The 22,667-nt window shown below is 61.9% G+C and carries 16 protein-coding genes; 12 read left to right on the top strand and 4 right to left on the bottom strand.

The features are described from left to right. The first annotated feature begins 46 nt into the window (after positions 1-46). A complete protein-coding gene (locus ACZ5IU_RS00785; RefSeq protein WP_464419543.1) occupies positions 47-820 on the top strand; it encodes a transporter substrate-binding domain-containing protein in 774 nt (257 codons plus the stop codon). Between the two features lie 70 nt (positions 821-890). On the opposite strand, the gene ACZ5IU_RS00780 is transcribed toward ACZ5IU_RS00785, so the two are convergent. Beyond that, positions 891-1,382: a hypothetical protein gene (locus tag ACZ5IU_RS00780; protein WP_464419541.1), complete on the bottom strand. Its 492-nt coding sequence runs from the start codon at positions 1,380-1,382 to the stop codon at positions 891-893. 140 nt (positions 1,383-1,522) lie between these two features. Between ACZ5IU_RS00780 and miaB the strand changes: the two genes are divergently transcribed. From miaB to fusA, 11 genes are all read left to right on the top strand, one after another. Further along, the gene (gene miaB, locus ACZ5IU_RS00775; protein ID WP_464419539.1) at positions 1,523-2,851 is read left to right on the top strand and encodes a tRNA (N6-isopentenyl adenosine(37)-C2)-methylthiotransferase MiaB; all 1,329 of its coding nucleotides are present in this window, start codon (positions 1,523-1,525) and stop codon (positions 2,849-2,851) included. 16 nt (positions 2,852-2,867) lie between these two features. Next, positions 2,868-3,554: a ComEA family DNA-binding protein gene (locus ACZ5IU_RS00770; protein WP_464419537.1), complete on the top strand. Its 687-nt coding sequence runs from the start codon at positions 2,868-2,870 to the stop codon at positions 3,552-3,554. Beyond that, positions 3,551-5,035, top strand: coding sequence for a ComEC/Rec2 family competence protein (locus ACZ5IU_RS00765; protein WP_464419535.1), 1,485 nt, complete (start codon positions 3,551-3,553; stop codon positions 5,033-5,035). The genes ACZ5IU_RS00770 and ACZ5IU_RS00765 overlap by 4 nt, the downstream gene beginning before the upstream one ends. A 74-nt stretch (positions 5,036-5,109) precedes the next feature. After that, the gene (locus ACZ5IU_RS00760) at positions 5,110-5,892 is read left to right on the top strand and encodes a type III pantothenate kinase (protein ID WP_464419533.1); all 783 of its coding nucleotides are present in this window, start codon (positions 5,110-5,112) and stop codon (positions 5,890-5,892) included. A gap of 6 nt (positions 5,893-5,898) precedes the next feature. Beyond that, complete coding sequence (locus tag ACZ5IU_RS00755; protein WP_464419531.1) at positions 5,899-6,924, top strand: tRNA dihydrouridine synthase; 1,026 nt, start codon at positions 5,899-5,901, stop codon at positions 6,922-6,924. Further along, on the top strand, positions 6,905-8,431 hold the full coding sequence (gene lysS, locus ACZ5IU_RS00750; RefSeq protein WP_464419529.1) for a lysine--tRNA ligase: 1,527 nt from the start codon (positions 6,905-6,907) through the stop codon (positions 8,429-8,431). Before ACZ5IU_RS00755 ends, lysS begins: the two co-directional genes overlap by 20 nt. A gap of 15 nt (positions 8,432-8,446) precedes the next feature. Then, positions 8,447-10,492 carry an NAD-dependent DNA ligase LigA gene (gene ligA, locus ACZ5IU_RS00745; protein WP_464419527.1) on the top strand — a complete coding sequence of 682 codons (2,046 nt, stop codon included), beginning with the start codon at positions 8,447-8,449 and terminating at the stop codon, positions 10,490-10,492. Positions 10,493-10,504: 12 nt separating this feature from the next. Further along, entirely contained in the window at positions 10,505-10,798 is a 294-nt protein-coding gene (gene gatC / locus ACZ5IU_RS00740) for an Asp-tRNA(Asn)/Glu-tRNA(Gln) amidotransferase subunit GatC (protein WP_464419525.1), read from the top strand. A 1-nt stretch (position 10,799) separates the two neighbouring features. Then, positions 10,800-12,278, top strand: coding sequence for an Asp-tRNA(Asn)/Glu-tRNA(Gln) amidotransferase subunit GatA (gene gatA / locus ACZ5IU_RS00735; protein WP_464419523.1), 1,479 nt, complete (start codon positions 10,800-10,802; stop codon positions 12,276-12,278). Then, the gene (gene gatB / locus ACZ5IU_RS00730; protein WP_464419521.1) at positions 12,275-13,741 is read left to right on the top strand and encodes an Asp-tRNA(Asn)/Glu-tRNA(Gln) amidotransferase subunit GatB; all 1,467 of its coding nucleotides are present in this window, start codon (positions 12,275-12,277) and stop codon (positions 13,739-13,741) included. Before gatA ends, gatB begins: the two co-directional genes overlap by 4 nt. A gap of 211 nt (positions 13,742-13,952) precedes the next feature. Further along, entirely contained in the window at positions 13,953-16,034 is a 2,082-nt protein-coding gene (gene fusA / locus ACZ5IU_RS00725) for an elongation factor G (RefSeq protein ID WP_464419519.1), read from the top strand. Between the two features lie 68 nt (positions 16,035-16,102). Here fusA and ACZ5IU_RS00720 read toward each other — a convergent pair whose 3' ends face one another. The 3 genes from ACZ5IU_RS00720 to ACZ5IU_RS00710 form a co-directional block, all read right to left on the bottom strand. Next, on the bottom strand, positions 16,103-17,374 hold the full coding sequence (locus ACZ5IU_RS00720; RefSeq protein ID WP_464419517.1) for an NAD(P)-dependent oxidoreductase: 1,272 nt from the start codon (positions 17,372-17,374) through the stop codon (positions 16,103-16,105). Positions 17,375-17,527: 153 nt separating this feature from the next. Further along, entirely contained in the window at positions 17,528-20,869 is a 3,342-nt protein-coding gene (locus ACZ5IU_RS00715) for an FAD-dependent oxidoreductase (protein WP_464419515.1), read from the bottom strand. Positions 20,870-20,888: 19 nt separating this feature from the next. Further along, on the bottom strand, positions 20,889-22,655 hold the full coding sequence (locus tag ACZ5IU_RS00710; protein ID WP_464419513.1) for an NADH-ubiquinone oxidoreductase-F iron-sulfur binding region domain-containing protein: 1,767 nt from the start codon (positions 22,653-22,655) through the stop codon (positions 20,889-20,891). Positions 22,656-22,667 lie beyond the last annotated feature (12 nt).

Here is a 22,667-nt window from a genome sequence, read left to right as displayed (position 1 = left end):
AATATATGGAACATGTATTGAAATTCATAGGAGGTGTCGCTGCATTATGAGGAAACTCTTGGTCTCCGTCTTTCTCGTCTCAATGTTGTTTTCCGCTTCCGTCGCGTGCGCTGTCGAATCCGCACTCGACAGGGATGTTCTTCGTGTCGGAACTGAATCCACATTCAGACCCTTCGAGTTCCGGAACGACAAGAACGAGATAGTCGGGTTCGACATCGATCTGATCAACGCCGTCGGAGCGAAGCTCGGCAAGAAGATCGAGATCGTCGACACGGCGTTCGACTCCTTGATTCCTTCCCTGCTCACAAAGAAGATTGACATCATCGCGGCAGGGATGAGCGCGACCGCGGAACGAGCCAAGAAGGTCGCGTTTTCCGAGACGTACTACTCGACGCCGGACGCGATCGTCGTGAAGACCGAAAACGCGGACATCAAGGCGACGAAGGATCTCGCCGGACGGATTGGAACCGTCCAGACCGGGACCATTCAGGACTCGTTCCTCACATCCGTGAAGGGCGTCAGGGAAATCAAGCGTTTTTCCAAGACGGATGATGCGCTGCTCGAGGTGCTCCTCGGAAGAGCCGACTTCGCCGTCGTCGATAGCACGGTGACTGAGGATAACCTCAAGAACAACAAAAACTTCGTCGGGAAGCTCAAAGTCGCGTTTCTCGAGCAGATCTCGAAGACCGGAATGGCACTCGCGATGAACAAGGAAGATACGAAACTCCAGGAAGCGGTGAAGAAAGCGTTCGATGAACTGAAGAAGGAAGGGTTCCTCGAGAAGCTCGGAAAAAAGTGGGAACTGGCTTCGGCGAAGTAACGACAACAAAAAAAACGGGGCCGGCGGTCCACTGAAACGGATTGCCGGCCCCGTTCGTTGTTTTCGTTCGTTATCTGAGAGAAGGAAGAATCTCCCCCGCGAAACGGATCAGGTCCGCGCTCGTTACCCCCGCACTTTCGAGAACAAGCGTCTCGTTTCCGGATACCCTGAGCGACAGAGCTACACCGACATATGGATAATCTTCCACGACGGCTTCGAGTTCGAGGATGCGGGTACGATCATATGTCGCGCCGAAACCGACGGGGAAGTCGGAACGGGAGTATTGCGTTCCGGTCGCGTCGACGGAATCGGTGCCTGCTTTCGCTGAGTTCGGTCCGCTCCCGGTCAGGAGATGGACATCGATATGCCGGACGGGCGAGGTCGCCTCGTAGCGCCGCCGGATCCAGGCTCCCTTGTCTTTCGAAGCGGGGTCGATCGGCAGGATCGTCGCGGGCGGGGCGGTCCACCCGGGAATATCCGGCAGATCGATTGCCTCGCATGCCGGAGAGGATATCGATATGAGCGCGAGGCACGTTACGGAAAAGAACAGGAAACGATTCATCGCAGGACCTCCGTAGCATTCGTTTGCTCTAATTCTACACCTCTTCGGGAGAACGAAAATCACCGCTGAAGGGATTCGTGTTATTATCTGAGTTTGAATGTCACTATCCCGCGAACCAGGGTTATGCAGGAGGATACAGAGTGAGTCGTTTCTCTCTCAAGACGTACGGATGCCAGATGAACGTCTACGACGCTGATACGCTCCGGACGGCGTTGCTTCGCTCCGGATGGGAAGAATCGGAGGAAACGGCCGCGGATGTCGTGATCTATACGGGATGCAGTATTCGCGACAAGGCCGAACACAAGATCTGGAGCGATCTCGGGCGTTATTCGGAAACCTGGAGGCGGACCCATCGCCCCGTCGTGGCGGTCACGGGGTGTATCGCGCAAAACGTCGGACAGGACATGCTCGGGCGATTTCCCTGGGTATGCGTCATTTCGGGGCCGCGAAGCATCGGTCTTTTGCCGGACGCGCTCCTTCGCGCTCTGGACGGGAGCGAACGCATCGATCTGCGCGATGGCGACACGAGGACGTACCACGCGATCGGCGTTCCCCCGCTCGAACGGGAGAACAGATGGAAGGCGCACGTGACGATTGCGCACGGGTGCGACAACTTCTGCACCTACTGTATCGTCCCGTATGTTCGCGGTCGTTTTCTTTCACGGAAACCCGACGATATCCTGGACGAGGTGAGGCAGCTCGTCGCGACCGGGATCAGGGAAGTCACGCTGCTGGGGCAGAACGTGAACAGCTACGGATCCGATTTTCCCGACGGCTACCGTTTTTCCGATCTCCTCCGCGACGTCGCGTCCATCGACGGGATCGATCGGGTTCGCTTCGTGACATCGCACCCGAAGGATTTTACGCGCGATATCTGCGACGTCATGGAGCGTTCGCCGAAGATCTGCCGTTCGATCAATCTACCTATCCAGTCGGGAAGCGACCGGATTCTTTCTCTTATGAACCGTTCGTACACGCTCGACCGGTATGCGTCCGCGATCGGAATGATCCGCGAGCGATTCCCCGACGCGGGCGTAACGAGCGACCTGATCGTCGGATTCCCGGGAGAGACGCTCGAGGATTTCGAGGACTCCGTCGACGCGCTTCGCCGCTTCCGGTTCGACCTCGTCCATACGGCCGCGTATTCGCCGAGGACCGGGACCGTCGCCGCGGGCATGAAGGAGCAGCTTCCGGAAGAAGAAAAGAATCGGCGTCTGAACGTCATCAACGCGATTCAGCGGGACATCGCGCTCGATATCAACAGGAGATTGATCGGGAAGCGGTTCGGCATCCTTCTGGACGGTCCGGCTCCGAAAGGGAGAAACGCCTTTCAGGGAAGGACCGACACCGATAAGGTCGTGATCCTTCGCGACGTGTGCGAGGCGGATCTCGGACGATTCGCGCTCGCGGAGATCGTCGATGCGGATCACTGGTGCCTGCACGGCGAACTCGTCCGCTTTCTCGACTGATACAGGAGATCTTCCCGTGGGATGGAATGAAGAGAAAAAGAAGAGCCTCCTTTTTCTGCTCGCCGGCGTTCTCTGCCTCGCCCTCGCCGGTTGTCTGCTCGTCGTCTTTTCCGGACGAGTGAAGAACGTTTCATCCGGAATGGTTGCGGGACCCGCTCTTTCGACGAAACAGCCGGACGTTTCCCCGTCGCCGGTCGATCCGACGCCCTCTCCGGCCGAACCGTGGGTTCTGTACGTTACCGGCGCGGTCCGGTCTCCGGGAGTGTATCGTCTCCCGCCTGGCGCCAGGGCGTATCAGCTCGTCGACGCCGCGGGAGGCCTTCGTTCGGATGCTGATGCCGTAACGATCAACCTTGCGATGCCGTTGCAGGATGGGGCGCATTTTCACGTTTCTTCCGTCGCGTCCGTTCAGACGAATTCCCCGTCTTCCCCTTCCCGGGAAGGATCGCTTGCGGGGACTGGAGGGAGCGTCTCCGCGGCGAAGGGAAAATCCGCGGAGGCGACTCCGGTTCCGATCGACGTCAACAGGGCGACACAGGAGGAACTCGAACGCCTCCCGGGAATCGGACCGAAGACGGCGGCCGCTATCATCGGATACAGAACGTCGAACGGCCCGTTCCGCTCCGTAGAGGATCTCCGGCTCGTAAAGGGAATCGGTCCGAAAAAACTCGAAGCCATCCGGAGCAGCGTCGTTGTCCGATGACACTGATCTCCGCCCCCGCATCGCTTCTTCTCGTCTCCTGGACGGTTGCGCTCCTCGGGAGCGACGCCGGCGTTCCGTACTGGACGGCATTCCTCTCCGCAATTTTCGTGTTCGTCGGGCTGTGCCTGCTCTCTTCTCCCGCTCCGGTTCCGAGGGGAGCGCTGTGGACCGCCTCATTTCTGTGTGTCTGCCTTCTCGCGGGACTCTGCCGGATTCTGTCTGGCGTTGCGATTCCCGCGGAAGTTCCGTACCTTCGGGATATCAGGGGTACCGTTTCGCTGGAACGCCAGTGGGGAAGGGGGAGAGTGATTCTCGTCGATTCGGTGGCCGGCCGCTTTCTTGTCCGTTTGCCTTCGTCCCGGGTGTTTTCCGAAGGGGCGACAGTCGAGATGACGGGACAAACGACGCCCCTGCATTCCGAGGAGGCGAGAAAGCGCGACAGAACTCGCATCTCCCGCTTCAGGGAGGACATATTCTGGCGCGCGCGGGGCGTCATCGCGGAATTCATTCCCGCATCGATCGGACAGACGGGGGAAACGACATGGAGCTTTTCATCTTTCCGGGCGCGTCTGACGCGCGCGATCGTGGCCTCGATGCCCGAGCGGATGCGGGGCTATCTGCTGGCGGCATGGATCGGAGTCCGGGATCCGGGGCTCGGAGAGGACCACGCCAGATGGGGGACCGCGCATCTGCTGGCCGTCTCCGGATTCCACGTGGGGCTGGTCGTCGGAGTGCTCCTCCTGCTGCTTCGTCCCGTGTCGCTTTTTCTGGCGCGTTCGTTTCCCGCGGTCTTTCACGAAGGGGGGAACGCCGTGACTGCGGTTGCGGCGAGTTGCCTCCTCTGGGGCTATGTGTGTCTCGCGGGAGCGGCCGCGAGCGCTCTTCGCGCAGCCCTGATGCTTCAGGTCATCCTCGCCGGACGTCTTCTCGGAAGACCCGCCGCACCGGTGAACTCCGTATGCGTCGCGGCGTGCGCGCTGCTTCTCTGGAATCCGTGGTGGTTCTGGGATCTCGGGTGGAGGCTTTCCGTCGTAGCCGCCCTGATACTCGCGACAATGGCCGATTTGCGGGGATTCGGAGGGTGTCTCGTCTCCGGACCGCTCGTCTGGGTTGCGACGTATCCTCTCGTTGCGGCCTCTTTCGGAGACGTTCCCGTCGTCGGGCTTCTGCTGAATTTCGCCGCGATCCCGGCGTTTTCGCTGATCTTTCCGGCCATCTCCGTTCTTGCGCTGCCCGCCATCGTCGGTTTTCCGGGCGGAGCGGCGGCAGCCGCGTTCGGCGAACGGATTCTGGCGATATGGGAATGTTTCGCGGACACGCTCACCGCGATCGTCCCGCAGACCGTTTCATGGAGTATTCTCGGTGCCGCCGGAGCGACGATCGTCTTTCTCTCCGTCGTCGGTATGGGGATGGCGCTGAAATTCCGGCGAAGCCTGCTTTTCGGCGTTCTCGGCGCGGTCGTCGTCTTTGAGCTGATATAGTGGAAAGCGGGAAGACCGCCGCGGGTGGGTTTTTCGGGAGCAAGACACCGACGACAGGAAGGAAGGGAAAAGATATGCTGCTGGTTCTCGATGTGGGGAATACGACCGTGGTGCTGGGAGTTTTCGACGGAGACCGTCTCGTGCGTCAGTGGAGGCTCACCTCCGACCGCAGGACGTCGGACGAAATCGGGATGATACTTCTTTCCCTCATGCGAAGCGCCGGAATCGAGCCCGCTTTGATTCACGGCGCCATTCTCGGGAGCGTCGTTCCTCCGCTCGACTCCGTGATCGTCGAGGCCATCGACATATATTTCCATTCTCCGTGTCTTCGCGTCGACACGAGTCTCGATCTCGGGATCGAAGTCCGGTACGCGACGCCGAAGGAAATCGGCGCGGATCGGCTGATCAATGCCGTCGCGGGAAAGTCGAAGTACGGACATCCGGTGATCGTCGTCGATTTCGGCACGGCGATCACGCTCGATGTCGTTTCCCCCGACGGCGCGTATCTCGGCGGCACGATTTCCCCGGGGATCGTGACCAGTATGGAGGCTCTTTTCGGACGGACCGCGAAGCTTCCGAAGATCGCGCTCGAAATCCCTTCCGTCGCGATCGGCAGGACGACGGTCGAAGCGATCCAGTCGGGAATACTCTTCGGAACGGCGGGTCTCGTCGACGCGCTTGTCCGTCGCATCGAGAGGGAGCTCGGCTGTAGGGTTACGGTCGTCGCGACGGGGGGGCACTGTTCTCTGGTCGCTTCGGCCTCCGAAACGATCGGGCACGTCGATCCGGAACTGACGCTCGACGGACTCCGCATGATTTATGAACGGAACTCCGGTTCCGTCGCCCGGCCACGGTGATACGGGGTGCGTCTGGGAAATGTAGCTGTCCGGAACAGGGTCTGGCTCGCTCCTCTCGCCGGGATCACGATCGCTTCGGTTCGCCGTCTTTTCGTGCGACTTGGGGTCGGCCTCGTCCATACGGAGATGATCAGCGCGACGGGACTGACGAAGGGGAACCGGAAGACCGGAACGATGCTCGAACGGAATTCCCAAGCGGACGCGGACGTTCCTCTCGTCGTCCAGCTTTTCGCGGGAGACGCGGAGTCTCTCGTAAGGGCCGGGGAAGCGATTCTCGAGAGCGGGGTTCGTTGTGACGCGTTCGGCATCAATATGGCGTGCCCCATGCCGAAGGTACTGAAGAGAGGGGCTGGCGCCCGACTTCTCGAATATCCGGAGACAGCGGCCGGGATGACGCGGAATCTGAAGCGGCTCGGATTGCCGGTCTGGAGTAAAATACGCATGTGTCCTTCTTCGTACCCTCTTTCGACGGAGGATTTCTGTCGTCTTCTGCTCGATGCCGGGGCCGATAATATCTGCGTCCACGGGCGGACTCCCGCGCAACGCTACGAAGGTAACGCGGACGCCGCCGAAGTGAGGCGGATGGCGGCTCTCTTTCCGGGGTTCATCAGCGCCAGCGGAGACGTTTTCTCGCCCGAAGACGCGGTCCGGTACTGCGAGGCCGGGTGTATCGGCGTCATGGTCGCGCGTGGAGCGGTCCGCGATCCGTTCCTGGTTCCGGCCATCCTTCGTGCGCTTGGGCAGGAACGCGGGACGGATGTATCCGAAGCGCCCGGGTGCGAAACGAGACGGGATCTTCTGATCCGCCTCGGAGACGACGTGGGACGCGAGCGCGGCGCGTCGGTCGCTCTGGTTATGGTGAAACGGTTCGCCGGCGGGGTCTTCCGCGGATTGCGGGGGGCGGGAGAGATCCGACGGAGGATTGCGTGTGCAGCCGATTGGTGCGAGGCCCGGAGTATTCTCGAGACCTGCGCGCCGTTTTTCGAAATTGCCGAAAGGGGAGTCGAAACGAATGGACGAGAACCATCGTAAGGATCCGAATGTCGCCGTGCAGCCGGAAGATGAGATGGAGATCTTCAGGCAGCGGAAGGAGAAGCTTCTCCGTCTGCGGGAGGAAGAAGGGTACGATCCGTACAGGATAGAGAAATGGGAGCGGACGTACGCGCTCGACCGCATCAGGACCGAATTCGGTCATCTGGCCCCGGACGAAACGGAAAAATCCGTCACCGTGCGTTCCGCCGGGCGAGTCATGACGCTCAGGAAGCACGGTAAGGCGACGTTCGCGCATATGCAGGACGAGACGGATACGTTGCAGCTGTACTTCCAGTTCGACGGCATGGGAGAATCGGAATACGGCTTTGTCAAGAAATGGGTCGACACAGGCGACTGGATCGGCGTCGAAGGGCATCCGTTCAGGACGCAGCGCGGCGAACTCACGATTCTCGTCACGAAGTGCACGCTCCTCAGCAAGGCGCTCCGTCCGATGCCCGAGAAGTGGCACGGACTGACGGATACCGAGGTCCGCTACCGCCGGAGATACCTCGATCTCATCGTCAACCCCGAGGTGCGCGACACGTTCCGCAAGCGCTCCGCGATCATCTCGTCCGTTCGGAAGACGCTCGAGGATGCCGGAACGCTCGAAGTCGAAACGCCGATCCTCTCGGTCCTTGCGGGCGGCGCGAACGCGCGTCCGTTCAAGACGTTCCACAACGCGCTCGGGCTCGACATGTACCTCCGGATCGCGACGGAACTCCACCTGAAACGCCTCATCGTCGGGATGTTCGGACGGGTTTACGAAATCGGCCGGAACTTCCGCAACGAGGGCATCGATACGATGCACAATCCGGAGTTCACGGCGATGGAAGTCTACTGGGCGTACGCCGACGTCGAGGACATGATGCGGCTCACGGAGGACATCGTCCGGAACGCGGCCGACGCGGTCGGAGCCAGACACGTCTCGTACCAGGGAATCGACCTCGATCTCGAATCGCCGTTCCGGCGGGCGACGATGCTCGATCTCGTGAAGGAAAAGACGGGCATCGACTTCGCGGCCGTTTCGACCGACGACGAAGCTCGGGCAATCGCCCGTTCCCGGGGCATGGAGATCAAGGGGACGGAATCCCGATTCGCGGTCATGAACGGGATGTTCGAAGCTCACGTCGAGGACACGCTTGTGCAGCCGACGTTCGTTCTCGGACACCCGACGGAGATCTCCCCGCTCGCGAAACGGGACCCGGAGAATCTGGACTATACGAGACGCTTCGAGCTCTTCATATGCGGGCGCGAAGTGGCGAACGCGTTCAGCGAACTCAACGATCCCCTCGACCAGCGCGTCAGGTTCGAGGATCAACTCCGGAAGAAGGAATCCGGAGACGAGGAAGCCCACGTCTTCGACGAGGACTTCATCAACGCGATCGAAACCGGACTTCCCCCGACGGGCGGGCTCGGGATCGGGATCGACCGTCTCGTCATGTTCCTGACGGATTCCAGATCGATCCGGGATGTCATTCTCTTCCCGACGATGCGGCCGAAGGAGTAACCTGCGGAGGGTGTCATGAGGGTGGAATCCGTGTCTTGGCGGGAAGAGGCGGAACGACTTCGCCGCGAGATCGAACGCCACAACCATCTGTACTATGTCCTCGACGCTCCGGAAATAGAGGACGACGAGTACGACCGTCTCCTCAGGCGGCTCGTCGCCCTCGAGAACGAACACCCGGAGCTGAAGACGCCCGACTCGCCGACGGCACGCGTCGGCGGCGAGTCGCTGAAGAGCTTCCGAAAGGTGCGCCACGTCGTTCCGATGATGAGCCTGGACAATGCCGCCGGAGTCGACGAGCTCGAGGCGTTTTTCGACCGGGTTGCGGGGCTTCTCGGCTTCGAACCGCAGTATGTATGCGAGATGAAAATCGACGGTCTCGCGGTATCGCTCGTTTACGAGGACGGCGTTTTCGTGCGGGGGGCGACGCGCGGGGACGGGACGACGGGCGAGGATGTCACGGAGAACGTCCGTACGATCCGTTCGATTCCGTTGCGGCTCCGAAACCCCGTGCCCGGGAGACTTGAAGTCCGCGGCGAGGTCATCCTTTCGAAGAAGGCTTTCGAGGAACTCAACAGAGTCCGCGAGGAGGCAGAGGAACCCCTCTTCGCGAACCCGAGAAACGCCGCTGCCGGGAGCCTTCGGCAGCTCGACTCCCGGATAACGGCTGAGCGCGGTTTATCGGCGTTTCTGTATCATATGGTTCGGACGGGAAACGATTCTCTCCCCGCTCTGACGTTGCAGTCGGACATTCTGGCCTGGCTTGCGGACGCGGGCTTGCCGACCCAGCGGATGAACCGGAGATGCGCGACACGCCGGGACGTGCGCGCTTTTGTGGAAGAGTGGCGGACCGGCCGCTTCGAGCTGCCGTACGTTACGGACGGCGTCGTCGTCAAGATCGACGATACGTCGCTCTGGCCGAAGCTTGGGGAGACATCGAAATCGCCGAGATGGGCAGTCGCGTTCAAATACCCTCCCGAGGAGAAGATGACCCGAATCCTGGATATCGTGGTGTCGGTCGGCCGGACGGGAGTCCTCACGCCGGTCGCGAATCTCGATCCCGTGGAGATCGCGGGGAGCGTCGTTCGCAGGGCGAGTCTTCACAATATTGACGAAATCGAACGCAAGGACGTCAGGATCGGCGATCTCGCGCGCGTCCGCAAGGCGGGAGAGATTATCCCCGAAATCCTCGGGGTCGACGCCGGTGCCCGGACGGGCGCAGAACGGCGTTTCGCCATGCCCGAACGATGTCCCGAGTGCGGCTCGGAAGTGATCCGGCTCGATGGCGAGGTGGCGATCCGGTGTCCCAACAGCCTTTCGTGTCCCGCCCAGTTGCGGGAGGGGATCCTCCTGTTCGCGGGGCGGAACGGGATGGATATCAGGGGACTCGGGGAGCGGCTCGTCGAACAGCTTGTCTCCAGGGAAATCGTCCGGAGCGTTGCGGACCTGTACGATCTCACGATGGAGTCGCTTCTCGGGCTCGACCGGATGGCGGAGAAGTCCGCGTCGAACGTTCTCGCGGCGATCGACGCGTCGAAAAAACGCCCGTTCGCGAACGTCCTCGCGTCGCTCGGCATCCGGCATGTCGGACGCAAGGCGGCTGCGGTCCTCGCGAATCGTTTTCGTTCCGTGGATGCGCTCGGGAACGCGACTCCCGATGACCTCGCGAATGTCGACGGGATCGGACCGGTCATCGCCGAGTCCGTCATCGCGTTTCTCAGGGACGAAAATGCCCGCGGCGTCCTTTCGCGCCTTGCGGCCGCGGGAGTGACGATGACCTCGGGCGAATCCCGGAGCTTCGCTCCCGACGGTGGGGAGGGCGGCGTGTCGCTTGCGGGGAAACGCTTTGTCTTTACGGGGGAGCTCGTTTCGATGACCCGTGAGGAGGCCGAAGCGCTCGTGGCGTCTCTGGGAGGAAGCGCGACATCCGCAGTGAGCGCGAAGACGTCCTTCGTCGTCGCGGGCGCGAGTCCGGGGAGCAAACTGAAAAAGGCCGGAGAACTCGGGGTTCCCGTCATCGACGAAGAAGCGTTTCGCGCGATGGTGACCCCAGTTTCCGGATGAGGAGGGATATCCGTGGCTGTTACCGAACATGATGTCCGGCACGTCGCGAACCTCGCGCGGCTCGAGGTGACGGACGAGGAGCTTCCGGCGCTGATGCGCCATTTCGACGGGATTCTCGCTCACTTCCACCGTCTGAACGGACTGGATCTCGACGATGTGGACCCGTTCGACGCCGCCGCGTGGGAGTTGACGCCGTGGCGGACCGACGAGGCGATCGAAGCCGGCGTGCGCGAGGAGGCGCTTTCCGAGGCCCCCGGACGGCGTGGGGATTTCTTCCGGGTTCCGCGCATTCTGGAGGAAGAGTGAAATGACGTACCATTCCATGAGTGCCTCCGGGATCGCCGAAGGCGTCCGGACCGGCCGGTTTTCGGCCACGGAGGTTTTCGAGTCGTCGCTCGAGAGGATACGCGCGTTCGAACCGGGGATTCACGCGCTCCTGCGCGTGACGGAGGATCGTGGCCGCGACGCCGCGCGGTCCGTCGACGAGGCGGTGAAGTCGGGAAGGGATCCTGGGCCGCTCTGCGGCGTTCCCGTCGTCCTGAAGGACAACATGACGACGCGCGGGATCGCCACGACGTGCGCCAGCAGGATCCTCGGCGACTGGAAGCCGCCGTACGACGCGACGGTGGTGCAGCTTCTCGAAAGGGCGGGCGCTGTCGTCGTCGGCAAGGCGAATATGGACGAATTCGCGATGGGGAGCTCGACGGAGTTTTCCGCCTACGGACCGACCGCGAATCCGTGGGATCCGGAACGCGTTCCGGGAGGGAGCTCCGGAGGAAGCGCGGCCGCGGTATCTGCGGGATACGCGCCCCTTTCGCTCGGAAGCGATACGGGGGGATCGATCCGCCAGCCCGCGTCGTTCTGCGGCATCTACGGACTCAAACCCACCTACGGGCACGTGAGCCGGTACGGTCTCGTCGCCTTCGCGTCGTCGCTCGACCAGATCGGGGTGTTCGCGAGGCACGCGTCGGATCTGCCTCTCGCGCTCTCCGTAATCGGTGCTGAGGACGGGAAGGACATGACGAGCAGCAGAAGAAAACGGCCGGACTACAAGGCCATGGCGATTCCGGACGACCTTCGCGGAAAGCGCGTCGGGCTCGTTTCCGAACTCGCGAAAGCGCCTGTGGACGCGGATGTCCGGACGGTATTCGACGCGACGGTACGCGAGTGCGTGCGGCTCGGCGCGGAGATCCTCGAGGTATCGCTTCCGACGGTCCTGGAATACGGCGTGCCGTGCTACTACATTCTGGCGCCTGCGGAAGCGAGTTCGAATCTCGCGCGCTTCGACGGCGTCCGCTACGGGATGTCCCGCGGCGACGATTCTCTGCTCGAACGGTACCTCGAAACTCGCGCGGCGGGCTTCGGCGCGGAGGTCAAACGCCGGATCCTCACGGGAACGTACGTTCTCAGCTCGGGGTACTACGATGCGTACTACCTTGTCGCGCAGAAGGTCCGAAGGCGCATCACGGAGGAGTTCGAGACGGCTTTCGATGGGCTCGACGCGATCCTGCTCCCCACGTCGCCGACTCCGGCGTTCAGGCAGGGAGCCTTCACCGACGACCCGATCCGGATGTACATGGCCGATATCTTCACGCTGCCCGTCAACCTCGCGGGACTTCCCGGACTTTCTCTCAACGCCGGGTTTTCGAAGGAAGGCCTGCCGGTCGGAATGCAGTTCATCGGTCCGAAATGGGGGGACCTCACCCTGCTCGAGATCGCTTCCGTTCTCGAAAAGACGTTCGGTCCCTGCCGCTGCGCACCCGTCGGGGAGGTGACGCGCTCATGACGCTTTCGTTCACGCCCGTGATCGGTCTCGAGATCCACGTCCAGCTCGGCACGAAGAGCAAGATATTCTGCCCGTGCTCGACCGACTATATCGGAGCCGTCCCGAATACGAACGTATGCCCGGTCTGCCTCGGACTTCCGGGCGCTCTGCCGGTGCTCAACGGCGCGGTCGTCGAAATGGCGGTCCGTACTGCGCTCGCGCTCCGCTGCACGATTCGCGGGACGACGCGGTTTCACAGGAAGAATTACTTCTATCCCGATCTCCCGAAGGCCTACCAGATCTCCCAGTACGATCTCCCCGTCGCCGAAAACGGTCTGCTCGACATACGGGATGCGTCGGGAAAGACGAAGACGGTCCGGATCAAGCGGCTCCACCTCGAGGAAGACGCGGGAAAGCTGGTCCATTCGGCGTCCGACGGGCGCCTCGCGGGAGCGATGGAATCGTTCGTGGACTACAACCGCGGAGGAGTCCCTCTCGCCGAGGTCGTCTCCGAGCCGGATCTCGCGACGCCGGAGGAGGCGCGCGCGTATGTCACGCGCCTTCGTCAGATCGTGCGATATCTCGGGGTCTCCGACGGCGATATGGAAAAGGGATCGCTTCGTGTCGACGCGAACGTTTCGGTCAAGGTTTCCGACGGCCGGTGGGGGAACAGGACGGAGATCAAGAATCTCAACAGTCTGAGGGCCATCGAGCGCGCGCTCGAATTCGAAATCGAACGGCAATCCGGACTTCTCGCGGCCGGAGAGACGATCGTTCAGGAGACGCGTCACTGGAACGACGCGGAAGGCATCACGCTCGGAATGCGCGGGAAGGAAGAAGCGCACGACTACCGCTATTTTCCGGATCCCGACCTGCCACCGCTCGTTGTCGATGAAGGGATGGTCGCCTCGTGGAGGGGAACGCTTCCGGAACTTCCGTGGGAAAAGGAGGAGCGATACGTTCGCGAATACGGGCTTTCGCCGGACGACATCGCGGTCCTCTGCGAACACCGCGCCATCGCGGCGTACTTCGAGGACGTCGCCCGGGAGGGAGCGTCGTCCCTCCGTGCCGCGAACTGGGTGCGGACAGAGGTGCTCCGGTATCTCAACGAGACGTCGTGCGGCATCGGAGACTTCCCGGTCGGTGCGAAATCTCTCGCCACTCTCCTGAAGCACGTCGATGCGGGAGAGCTTTCGACCACGGCTGCCCGGACTGTATTCTCGCACATTCTGGAGCACGGCGTTTCCGTCGGTGCGGCGCTCTCGGCCTGTAATATCGCGCTCGGCGGCGCGAGCGGAGATATCCTCGCAGCCGTGATCGGCAAGGTGCTGGATGAAAACGCGGATGTCGTCGAGATTATCCGGAGCGGAAACGACGCGAACGGGAAGAAACGGAAGTTTCTTCAGGGGCTCGTGATGAAGGAGGTCAGGGGGCAGGCGGATCCGGCGCAGGTTTCTTCGGAGCTGGCGCGCGCTCTCGAATGACGTCGTTTTATTGACGAACGGGGGAGCGTTGCGTAAGATAATTCAGTTCACACCTTTCCCACGCAGTATTCTTGAGGCGATGTTGGCGAACGTCAGAACACTTTGCGAGCGCCCGGCACACCGGAAGCCTTTAGAGGTTCGGGACGGCTTGTTTCCGTGTTTGTCGTTCTTCCGCATAAGATCACAGATTTTCGAGGGAGGTAGTGGGGGTATGGGAACGCGTCAACCGGAAAACATACGGAACTTCTCCGTCGTCGCCCACGGAGGTGCCGGAAAATCGTCGCTCGTCGAGGCGATGCTCTTCGATAACGGGGTCATTTCCAGGATGGGGAAGATCGAGGACGGCAACACGGTTACCGATTTCACCCCGGAAGAGCAGAAACGGCAGATTTCCATCAACACATCCCTTGTGACCATGGAGCGGCGGGGGACGACGCTCTATATCCTGGACGCGCCCGGATTCGCCGACTTCATCGGCGAAATGCGATCCGCGCTGCGCGTCTCCGACGCGGCGCTCGTCGCGGTCAGCGGCGTCAGCGGCATCGAAGTGCAGACGGACAAGGCGTGGGAGTACGCCCAGGATTTCAATCTCCCCGTCGCGTTCTACGTGAGCAAGATGGATCGGGAGAACGCAGATTTCGACAAGGTTCTCAACCAGCTTCACGAGGAATACAGCGACAAGACCGTGGCGGCGTTTCTCCCGATAGGAAAGGAAGCGTCCTTCAAGGGGCTCGTCGACCTCCTCAGGGAAAAGGCCTATCTCTTCGAGACGAACGGCAGCGGAAAATTCACCGAGGCTCCGGTCCCCGATGACATGAAGGACGCTGTCGCGGCGGCGCGCGAAAGCCTGATCGAGGTCATCGTCGAGGCGGACGACGACCTCATGATGCGGTATCTCGACGGAGAGGCGATCGCGCTCGAAGAGCTGCTTCCGGCGTTCCGGAAGGCCTTCGCCTCGCGCAGCGTGATGCCCGTCATACCGGGATCCGCGGCGCTGAACGTCGGCGTGCAGCAGCTCATGGACTTCGCGGTCGACGTCTTTCCGAACCCGCTCGAGTCTTCTGCGAAGGCCGCGAAGAAGGGCAGCGAGGACGTCTCGATCGCGCCGAATCCGAAGGATCAGTTCTCGGCGCTGTGCTTCAAGGTCATGGTCGACCCCTACGTCGGGAAGCTCTCCTTCATCCGCGTCTTTTCGGGGACGCTTTCGTCCGAAGGAAACATCTTCAACGTCAACCGCGGCGAGGACGAACGCATCAGCTCCTTCCGGGCCGTCACGGGCAAGGACGGCAAGGATATGAAAGAGATCACGGTCGGCGATATCATCGCGATTCCGAAGCTCCAGAGCACCCAGGTCGGCGACACGCTTTCGCTCAAGGGCTCGTCGATCGTCTTCCCGCCGATCCAGTTCCCGAAACCCGTCTACAGCCTCGCGGTCGTCGCCAAGAGCCGCGCGGACGAAGACAAACTCGCGACCGCGATCCACAAGGTTCTCGAGGAAGACTCGAGCCTGTCGTTCGAGAAGAACCCTGAGACGGGGGACAGCGTCCTCTCCGGAATGGGCGACATGCACCTCGACATCGTCCTCTCGCGCATCAAGGAACGCTACGGCGTCGAACTCGAGACGAAGACGCCGCAGGTTCCCTACAGAGAGACGATCCGCAAGGTCGCCGAGGCGCAGGGAAAGCACAAGAAACAGACCGGCGGCCACGGCCAGTACGGCGATGTTCATGTCCGGTTCAGTCCGCTCGAGCGCGGAACGGGATTCGAGTTCAAGGACGAGGTCGTCGGCGGGGCGGTTCCGCGGCAGTTCATCCCGGCCGTCGAGAAGGGGCTCCGCGAAGCGATGGTGAAGGGGCCGCTGGCGAGCTTCCCGGTCGTGGACTTCAGCGCGGCGCTCTTCTATGGGTCCTACCACGACGTCGACAGCTCCGAAATGTCCTTCAAGCTTGCCGCGCGCCTCGCGTTCAGGAAGGGCATCATGGAGGCGAACCCGGTGCTTCTCGAGCCGATCATGAGCGTGGAGGTCACCGTGCCGGAGGAGTACCTCGGCGACGTCATGGGCGACTTCAACAGCCGCCGGGGACGCATCCTCGGAATCGACAGCAAGGGACACCTTCAGGTGGTCCGCGCACAGGTTCCGCTCGCGGAGATGTTCCGCTACGCGATCATCCTGCGATCGATGACGTCGGGGCGCGGCACGTTCACGATGGCGTACGACCATTACGAGGACGTTCCCGCCGAAATCTCGAAGAAGGTCATCGCGGCGCACAAGCAGGAAGACGAGGAGGAATAGGATCCTCGGGAAAAACGAAGAGGCCCGGAGGGCGATCCTCCGGGCCTCTTTTCGTTGCTTCCGGATCGTCAGGCGTCGCCGTTACCCTTACGGGACGGACACTCCGACGTGCAGCGCTCCCTGATGTAGCAGTCGATCGCCTGTTCGACGCGCTTGGAGAACGCGACCGCATCGACGACGGAACGCGGCCCCGTGACGACGTCGCCCGACGCGAAGACTCCCTTTCGGGTTGTCCGCCCGCAGTTGTCGACGACGACGAGCCCGCGCTGGTTGATGTCGATCCCCGTCGTGTTCGAGACGATATTCGACCTCGGCCCCTGGCTGATGCTGATGACGATCGTGTCGGCCTCGATGAAGACGTGCTCTCCCGTCCCGCCGTCGGGGTCCTTCCCCGCGGATTCCGGACGCGGAAGGATTTCGCATTCGATCCCCCTCGCGGTGATTTCGACCGCCTTGCGGTAGTATTCGAACCGGACGCCGTCGATCTTCGCGTACTGCACTTCGAGATCGCGCGCGGGAATGTCGTCCGGTCCGCGGTGATAGAGAATGCGGACGGTTCGAGCCCCCTGGCGGATCGCCGTCCTCGCGACATCCATCGCGCTGTTTCCAGCTCCGACCACGACGACCGAGGAGCCGAGATCGAACGCCTCGGGAGACCGGAGAAAGTCGATCGCGTACGTGACGTTGCCGAGGCACTCTCCCTTGATGCCGAGCTTGTTCGGATTCCAGACCCCCGTTCCGATGAACACGGCGTCAAACCCGTCCCTGAAGAGTTCGTCGACCGTGACGACGCTTCCGATCATGACGTTTGGGCGGATTCTGACGCCCATTTCTCGGAGGCGCGACTTCATGCGGTCGAGGATGGACTTCGGAAGTCGGAAGGACGGGATGCCGTAGCGCATGACGCCGCCGATATTTTCGTTCGCCTCGAAGATCGTCACGCCGTATCCTTTGAGCGCGAGGAAGAATGCGAGCGACAACCCCGCGGGACCGGACCCGATGATGGCTACGCTGTGGCTGTGGGCCTCTTCTCGTTTCGGATCGAGGACATTGAGGTAGTAGTCGGAGATATAGTTCTCGATATTGCCTATTCGTACGGGATTCTGCTTCTTCGCGAGGATGCAGTGTCCTTCGCACAGCTGTTCGTGCTGACATACGAGCGAGCAGATGGACGAGAGGGGGTTGTTCGTGAACAACATCTCGCCGGATTCGTTGATCCTGCCCTCGAGAAGGAGGCGGATCATTTCGGGGATCTCCGTCTTCACGGGACACCCCTCGCGGCATGACGGCTTCGGACACTGGAGACATCTCCGGCACTCTTCGAGTATATGGAAATTCATGATTCTCCCTCCCCGGATTCGATATCGACGATACTGCGGTGTTCCTATGGATTATACGGGACGGGGACGCCCGTGTCCCGAGAAAAAGCGGAGAACCCGTCAGTCGGGTTCCCCGCTTCGTTACGAATGACCGGACGATTCGTCCGGCTGCCTTCAGGAGCGAACCAGCGCGTTCGCCTCGATCTCGATATCCATTCGTCGCGCGGTATCGGAAAGAATCCTGCGAAGTCCCTTCGCCTCGTCTCTTGGAAGAGTGCATGGGCGCACCGGGACGATTCTGCCCGTCGCGGTCGTATAGGTCCCTTCCTTTTCGGCCCATGCGAGGAGCGGAAGCGCAAGCGTGACGTCGTTCATCGCCGGGAAGGTCCGCGACGTGAGAACGATGATGTTCCGCACTTGCCCGAGTTCCGCATCCGTCAGGCCGACGCACGAGGGACGGACTCCGGCGAGGACGACCGTGTCGAACGCACCGTCGCGCATACCTTCTCTGAGTTTTTCGAGCGTTGTCGTCGCGAGCCCCGAGGAAATCGCTCCTGCGGAGTTGGCCTTTCCGAAGAGGAGCAGGTACGGGTGGACCTTCAGAACCCCGAGCAGTGCCGCGACCGAGCGCGAGCAGGAGTTGCACGATGCCGCCGCGCGCCCCACGAGTGTAACGGGGTGCTTCGCCGACACGATCAGCTCCGCTGCATCCGCGAAGCGTTCCCTCGAAATGCCCGACGTTCCCTCGATCATTTCCGGTGAGAAGGGGACGAGTTCCTCCGGGATGTCCGCCCCCGCCCTGCGAAGGACCGCGACGGAGAGCGCCTTGACCGCCGCCCGTTCCATGCCCCCGTTCGGCACGAGGACGACGGAATCTCCCTTGTCGAGAATTCCCGGCGTCTTTCCGACGTAGACGACCTTCGCGCCGTTCTTCCTCACGCCGCGACGGATCCACGACGACAGGACGGGCTGACTTTCGTCCGTATCCGACGCCAGGAGAACGTAGCAGTCGGCGCCGTACAGGTCGTCGTACCCCGCGAGCGCGTCTTTCAGCGCCGGCGAATTCGCGATGTGTTCCCGTCCCGGGGCGAAGTCGTCGACATCCGTCACCGCGACGGGAGAGTCCGCCGCGAATGTCTTCAGCGCCGCCATTTCCTCGTTCGTGAGCGTTGCGCTCGCGAAGAAGGCCGTCCGGTCCCGCGGCGTTTCGTTGACGGCTGCGGAGAAGGCGGAGCAGGCGTTGTGCCACGTCACTTCGATTCCCCGGAACATCGGGTGTCCGATCCGGTCGGTCGTGACGTCTTCGAAGCCGTAGCGTCCCTTGACGCAGCAGTGGCCGCGCGTCGGCGAGAGCGTGTCCGAAAGATCCGTCGTGATCCGGACGATCCGGTCGCGCGAGCGATCGAGGTTCACGTCGAGAAGGCAGCCGAGCGAGCACTTCGAGCATGTCGTCTTTTCTATCGCCGGAACGTCGAGGTGCGGACGGCGTTCGACCCGTTTCTCCATGAGCGCGCCGACGGGGCAGACCTGCGTGCAGAGGCCGCAGAAGGTGCAGTCGGACGCGTCGACGGGCTTGAAGAATTGCGTCGTCAGGACCGATTCGAGCCCCCGCTTCGCGAAGTCGATCGCGTGGAATCCGGCGATCTCGTCGCACGCGCGGACGCAGCGGCCGCACAGGACGCACTTGTCCATGTTCCGGACATAGTATTCGTTCGCATCTTCGTACTTCTTCACGTGCGCTCCGGCAACCCGCTCCGGATTCACTTCGTAGTCCGTAGCGAATTTTCTCAGGCGGCATTCGAAGACATCCGCGCAACCGCACTCCATGCAGCGCTTCGCGTCGCGGAGAACCTGCTCTTCCGCGAGGCCTTCGCTGTATTCCTCGAACGGCTTCGCAAGCCGCGCCGACGCCTCGACTTCACGGACGTGCTCCCGCGGCTGCTTCTGCCGGTCGGCGAAATCCGCCGGGCCGAGGTCGGTCCGGACGATGTCGTAGGAAAACGACTTTTTCGCCACGCCGGTCGTGAGATACGCGTGGATCGTGTCAGCGGCCCAATGTCCGTTGCCGATCGCCTGAATCGCGATCTTCGGGCCGGTCTGCTGATCGCCGCAGACGAACACCCCGGCGAGCGGGGTACCGTAGTTGTCGTCGACCTTCATCTTCCTGCCGTCGTGGATATCCTTGGGCAGGCCGGCGAAATCGATCCCCTGACCGATCGCGGCGATGATCGTATCGACGTCGAGGGTGAACGTCTCTCCGGTCGGCACGGGACTCCGGCGTCCGGATGCATCTGGTTCGCCGAGCTTCATGCGCTCGCATACGAGACGTTCGACCTTTTCGTTCCCCTCGACGGAGACGGGCGCCGCGAGGAAGATGAACTCGACGCCCTCCTGCATGGCCTCCTCGATTTCGATCTTCTCCGCGGGCATCTCATCGCGGGTCCGCCGGTACACGATGAAGACCTTTTCGGCGCCGTTCCGAACGGCGCAACGGCAGGCATCCATCGCCGTGTTACCGCCTCCGACGACCGCGACCCTCTTCCCGATGGCCATCGGTTCTCCCTTGTTGACCGTGTAGAGGAAGTCGATTCCGCCGACGACGCCCGGGAGTTTTTCCCCGGTGACCTTCATGGGCGATGATTTCCAGCAGCCCATCGCGAGCAGGACGCTGTCGAATCCGTCGCGGAGTTCGTCGAGCTCGATGTCGCGTCCGAGCCCCACGTTTGTCCTGACCTCGATTCCGTGTGCGAGAAGCCAGTCGATCTCCTTCTGGATGACGGGTTGCGGAAGTCTGTAGTCGGGTATTCCGTAGCGCATCATGCCGCCGAGTTTTTCCTCGCGCTCGAAGATCGTGACGCGATAGCCGCGGAGCCGCAGAAAGTATGCCGCGGAAAGGCCGGCGGGGCCGCCGCCCACGACGGCGACGGATTTCCCGTTCTCTTCGACGTGAGGGATGACGCCGAGGTCATTCTGCGCGATCGCCCAATCGGCGACGAACCGCTTGATCTCCCTGATGGACACCGGTTCCTCGTCGACGAAGTTCCGGCGGCACTTTTCCTGGCATGGGGCGGGGCATACGCGTCCGATGCACGCGGGCAGCGTCACGTGGTGGTGCAGCGTGTCGAGCGATTCGCGGTACTTTCCCTGTGCGGCCTGGTTGATGTACGCCTGGACGTTTCCGTTCGCGGGGCATGTGAGCGTACAGGGAGGACGGCAGTCGCCGACATGGTCGGAGAGCAGGAGTTCGAGTGCGAGTTTCCTTGCGCTCCGGACTTTCGTCGTGTCCGTGTTGATGACCATTCCCGGAGTGATCGTATTGGCGCAGGCGCGGACGAGCGCCTTGGCTCCCTTGACGTCTACAAGACAGACGGAACAGCCGCCGTGGACAGAGAGGTGCGGCTCGTAGCACAGCGTCGGTATCTCGATGCCGCAATCGGCGCAGAGATCGAGAATCTTCTGTCCGGGGAAGCCGTAGACTTCCTTTCCGTTGAGTATGACCTTGATCGTTCTTTCCATGGGTATTCGTGATCCTCCCTTACTCGACCGATATCGCCTGGACCGGACAGACTTTCCGGCACAGACCGCAGCGGATGCAGATATCGTCGTGGATCATGTGGGCCTTTTTGACTTCCCCCGTGATCGCGGAAACCGGGCAGTTGCGGGCGCACTTCGTGCAACCGATGCACTTCTGCGGGTCGATGACGTAGTGGATCAGCTTCGTGCAGACTTTCGCGGGACATTTCTTATCCCTGATATGCGCTTCGTATTCGTCCCGGAAGTATTTGAGTGTCGTCAGGACGGGGTTCGGTGCCGTCTGCCCCAGGCCGCAGAGCGACCCCTCCTTGACCTGCAGCGCGAGTTCCTGCAGGAGGTCGAGGTCTTCCATCTTTCCTTGGCCGTTCGAGATCCGTTCGAGAATCTCGAGCATCCGCTTCGTACCGATGCGGCAGAAGGGGCATTTGCCGCAGGACTCCTTCTGGACGAATGAGAGAAAGAATTTGGCGACGTCGACGATGCACGTCGTTTCGTCCATGACGACCATGCCGCCCGAGCCCATGATGGCTCCGGTCGCGTTGATCGACTCGTAGTCGACTGGAGTGTCGAGGAGCGATTCGGGAAGACAGCCGCCCGAAGGGCCGCCGAGCTGCACGGCCTTGAATTTCTTGTCGTCGGCGATTCCGCCGGCGACATCGAAGATGACTTCGCGAAGCGGCATTCCCATCGCGACCTCCGCGAGCCCGCCCTTTTTGATCTTGCCGGCGAGCGCGAAGACCTTGGTGCCGCGGCTCCTGCCGACGCCCATAGCCGCGAAGGCGTCGGCGCCGTTGAGGATGATCCACGGGATATTCGCGATAGTCTCGACGTTATTGATGTTCGTCGGCTTGCCGAAGACGCCGCTCTGCGCGGGAAAGGGGGGACGAGGGCGGGGCATTCCGCGCTTTCCCTCGATGGAGGCGATCATGGCCGTCTCCTCGCCGCAGACGAAGGCTCCCGCGCCCTCCTTGATGTGGATGTCGAACGAGAAGCTCGTCCCGAGAATGTTCTTCCCGAGGAAGCCGCGTTCGCGCGCCTGTTCGAGCGCGACGTTCAGATGCTTGATCGCGAGCGGGTATTCCGCGCGGCAGTAGATGATGCCTTCATCCGCACCGATCGCGTATCCGCCGATCGCCATTCCCTCGAGAACGCTGTGCGGGTCGCTTTCGAGGACCGAACGGTCCATGAACGCGCCCGGATCGCCCTCGTCCGCGTTGCAGACGAAATATTTCTTGTCGCTCTGCGACTGGCGAGCGAGCTTCCATTTGACGCCCGTCGGGAAGCCTGCGCCACCGCGTCCGCGGAGGCCGCTTTTCGTCACTTCCTCGATGAGATCCGGCTCTTTCATCGCGAGGGCTTTCTCGAGCGCCCTGTATCCGTCGCGCGCGAGGTACTCGTCGATCTTCTCGGGGTCGATAACGCCGCTGTTCCGGAGCACGATCCGGACCTGCTTGTCGATTCGGACGTTTTCGCAGGCGAACCCTTCGGGGTTCAGGATGAGGTTTTCCTCGAGGATCTTCCCCTGATCGACGTGCTCGCTCACGATCCGTTTCGCGACATCGCTGTCGACCTTCCCGTACGCGATGCTGACGCCGTTCCGCTCGACCTCGACGATGGGTTCCATATAGCACAGGCCGATGCAGCCGACCTTCTTGAGCTCGACATCGGAACGTCCCTCGAGGACCTTCCGGAGCGTCTCGTATATCGGGACCGCTCCCGCCGCGACGCCGCAGCTCGCGAGTCCAACCTTTACGATCGTCTTATCCATGTCGCAATCCCT

This window comes from Lactivibrio alcoholicus (genome assembly GCF_055390895.1).
This window is presented reverse-complemented; position numbering and strand designations above follow the sequence as displayed.

What these genes read in the sequence shown, in the direction of transcription:
- ligA (WP_464419527.1), top strand. Translation starts at nt 8,447, where the DNA reads ATGAGGGTGGAATCCGTGTCTTGGCGGGAAGAGGCGGAACGACTTCGC.
- ACZ5IU_RS00710 (WP_464419513.1), bottom strand. Translation starts at nt 22,655, where the DNA reads ATGGATAAGACGATCGTAAAGGTTGGACTCGCGAGCTGCGGCGTCGCG.
- gatB (WP_464419521.1), top strand. Translation starts at nt 12,275, where the DNA reads ATGACGCTTTCGTTCACGCCCGTGATCGGTCTCGAGATCCACGTCCAG.
- lysS (WP_464419529.1), top strand. Translation starts at nt 6,905, where the DNA reads ATGGACGAGAACCATCGTAAGGATCCGAATGTCGCCGTGCAGCCGGAA.
- ACZ5IU_RS00760 (WP_464419533.1), top strand. Translation starts at nt 5,110, where the DNA reads ATGCTGCTGGTTCTCGATGTGGGGAATACGACCGTGGTGCTGGGAGTT.
- ACZ5IU_RS00765 (WP_464419535.1), top strand. Translation starts at nt 3,551, where the DNA reads ATGACACTGATCTCCGCCCCCGCATCGCTTCTTCTCGTCTCCTGGACG.
- ACZ5IU_RS00715 (WP_464419515.1), bottom strand. Translation starts at nt 20,869, where the DNA reads ATGGAAAGAACGATCAAGGTCATACTCAACGGAAAGGAAGTCTACGGC.
- ACZ5IU_RS00785 (WP_464419543.1), top strand. Translation starts at nt 47, where the DNA reads ATGAGGAAACTCTTGGTCTCCGTCTTTCTCGTCTCAATGTTGTTTTCC.
- ACZ5IU_RS00780 (WP_464419541.1), bottom strand. Translation starts at nt 1,382, where the DNA reads ATGAATCGTTTCCTGTTCTTTTCCGTAACGTGCCTCGCGCTCATATCG.
- ACZ5IU_RS00720 (WP_464419517.1), bottom strand. Translation starts at nt 17,374, where the DNA reads ATGAATTTCCATATACTCGAAGAGTGCCGGAGATGTCTCCAGTGTCCG.
- fusA (WP_464419519.1), top strand. Translation starts at nt 13,953, where the DNA reads ATGGGAACGCGTCAACCGGAAAACATACGGAACTTCTCCGTCGTCGCC.
- gatA (WP_464419523.1), top strand. Translation starts at nt 10,800, where the DNA reads ATGACGTACCATTCCATGAGTGCCTCCGGGATCGCCGAAGGCGTCCGG.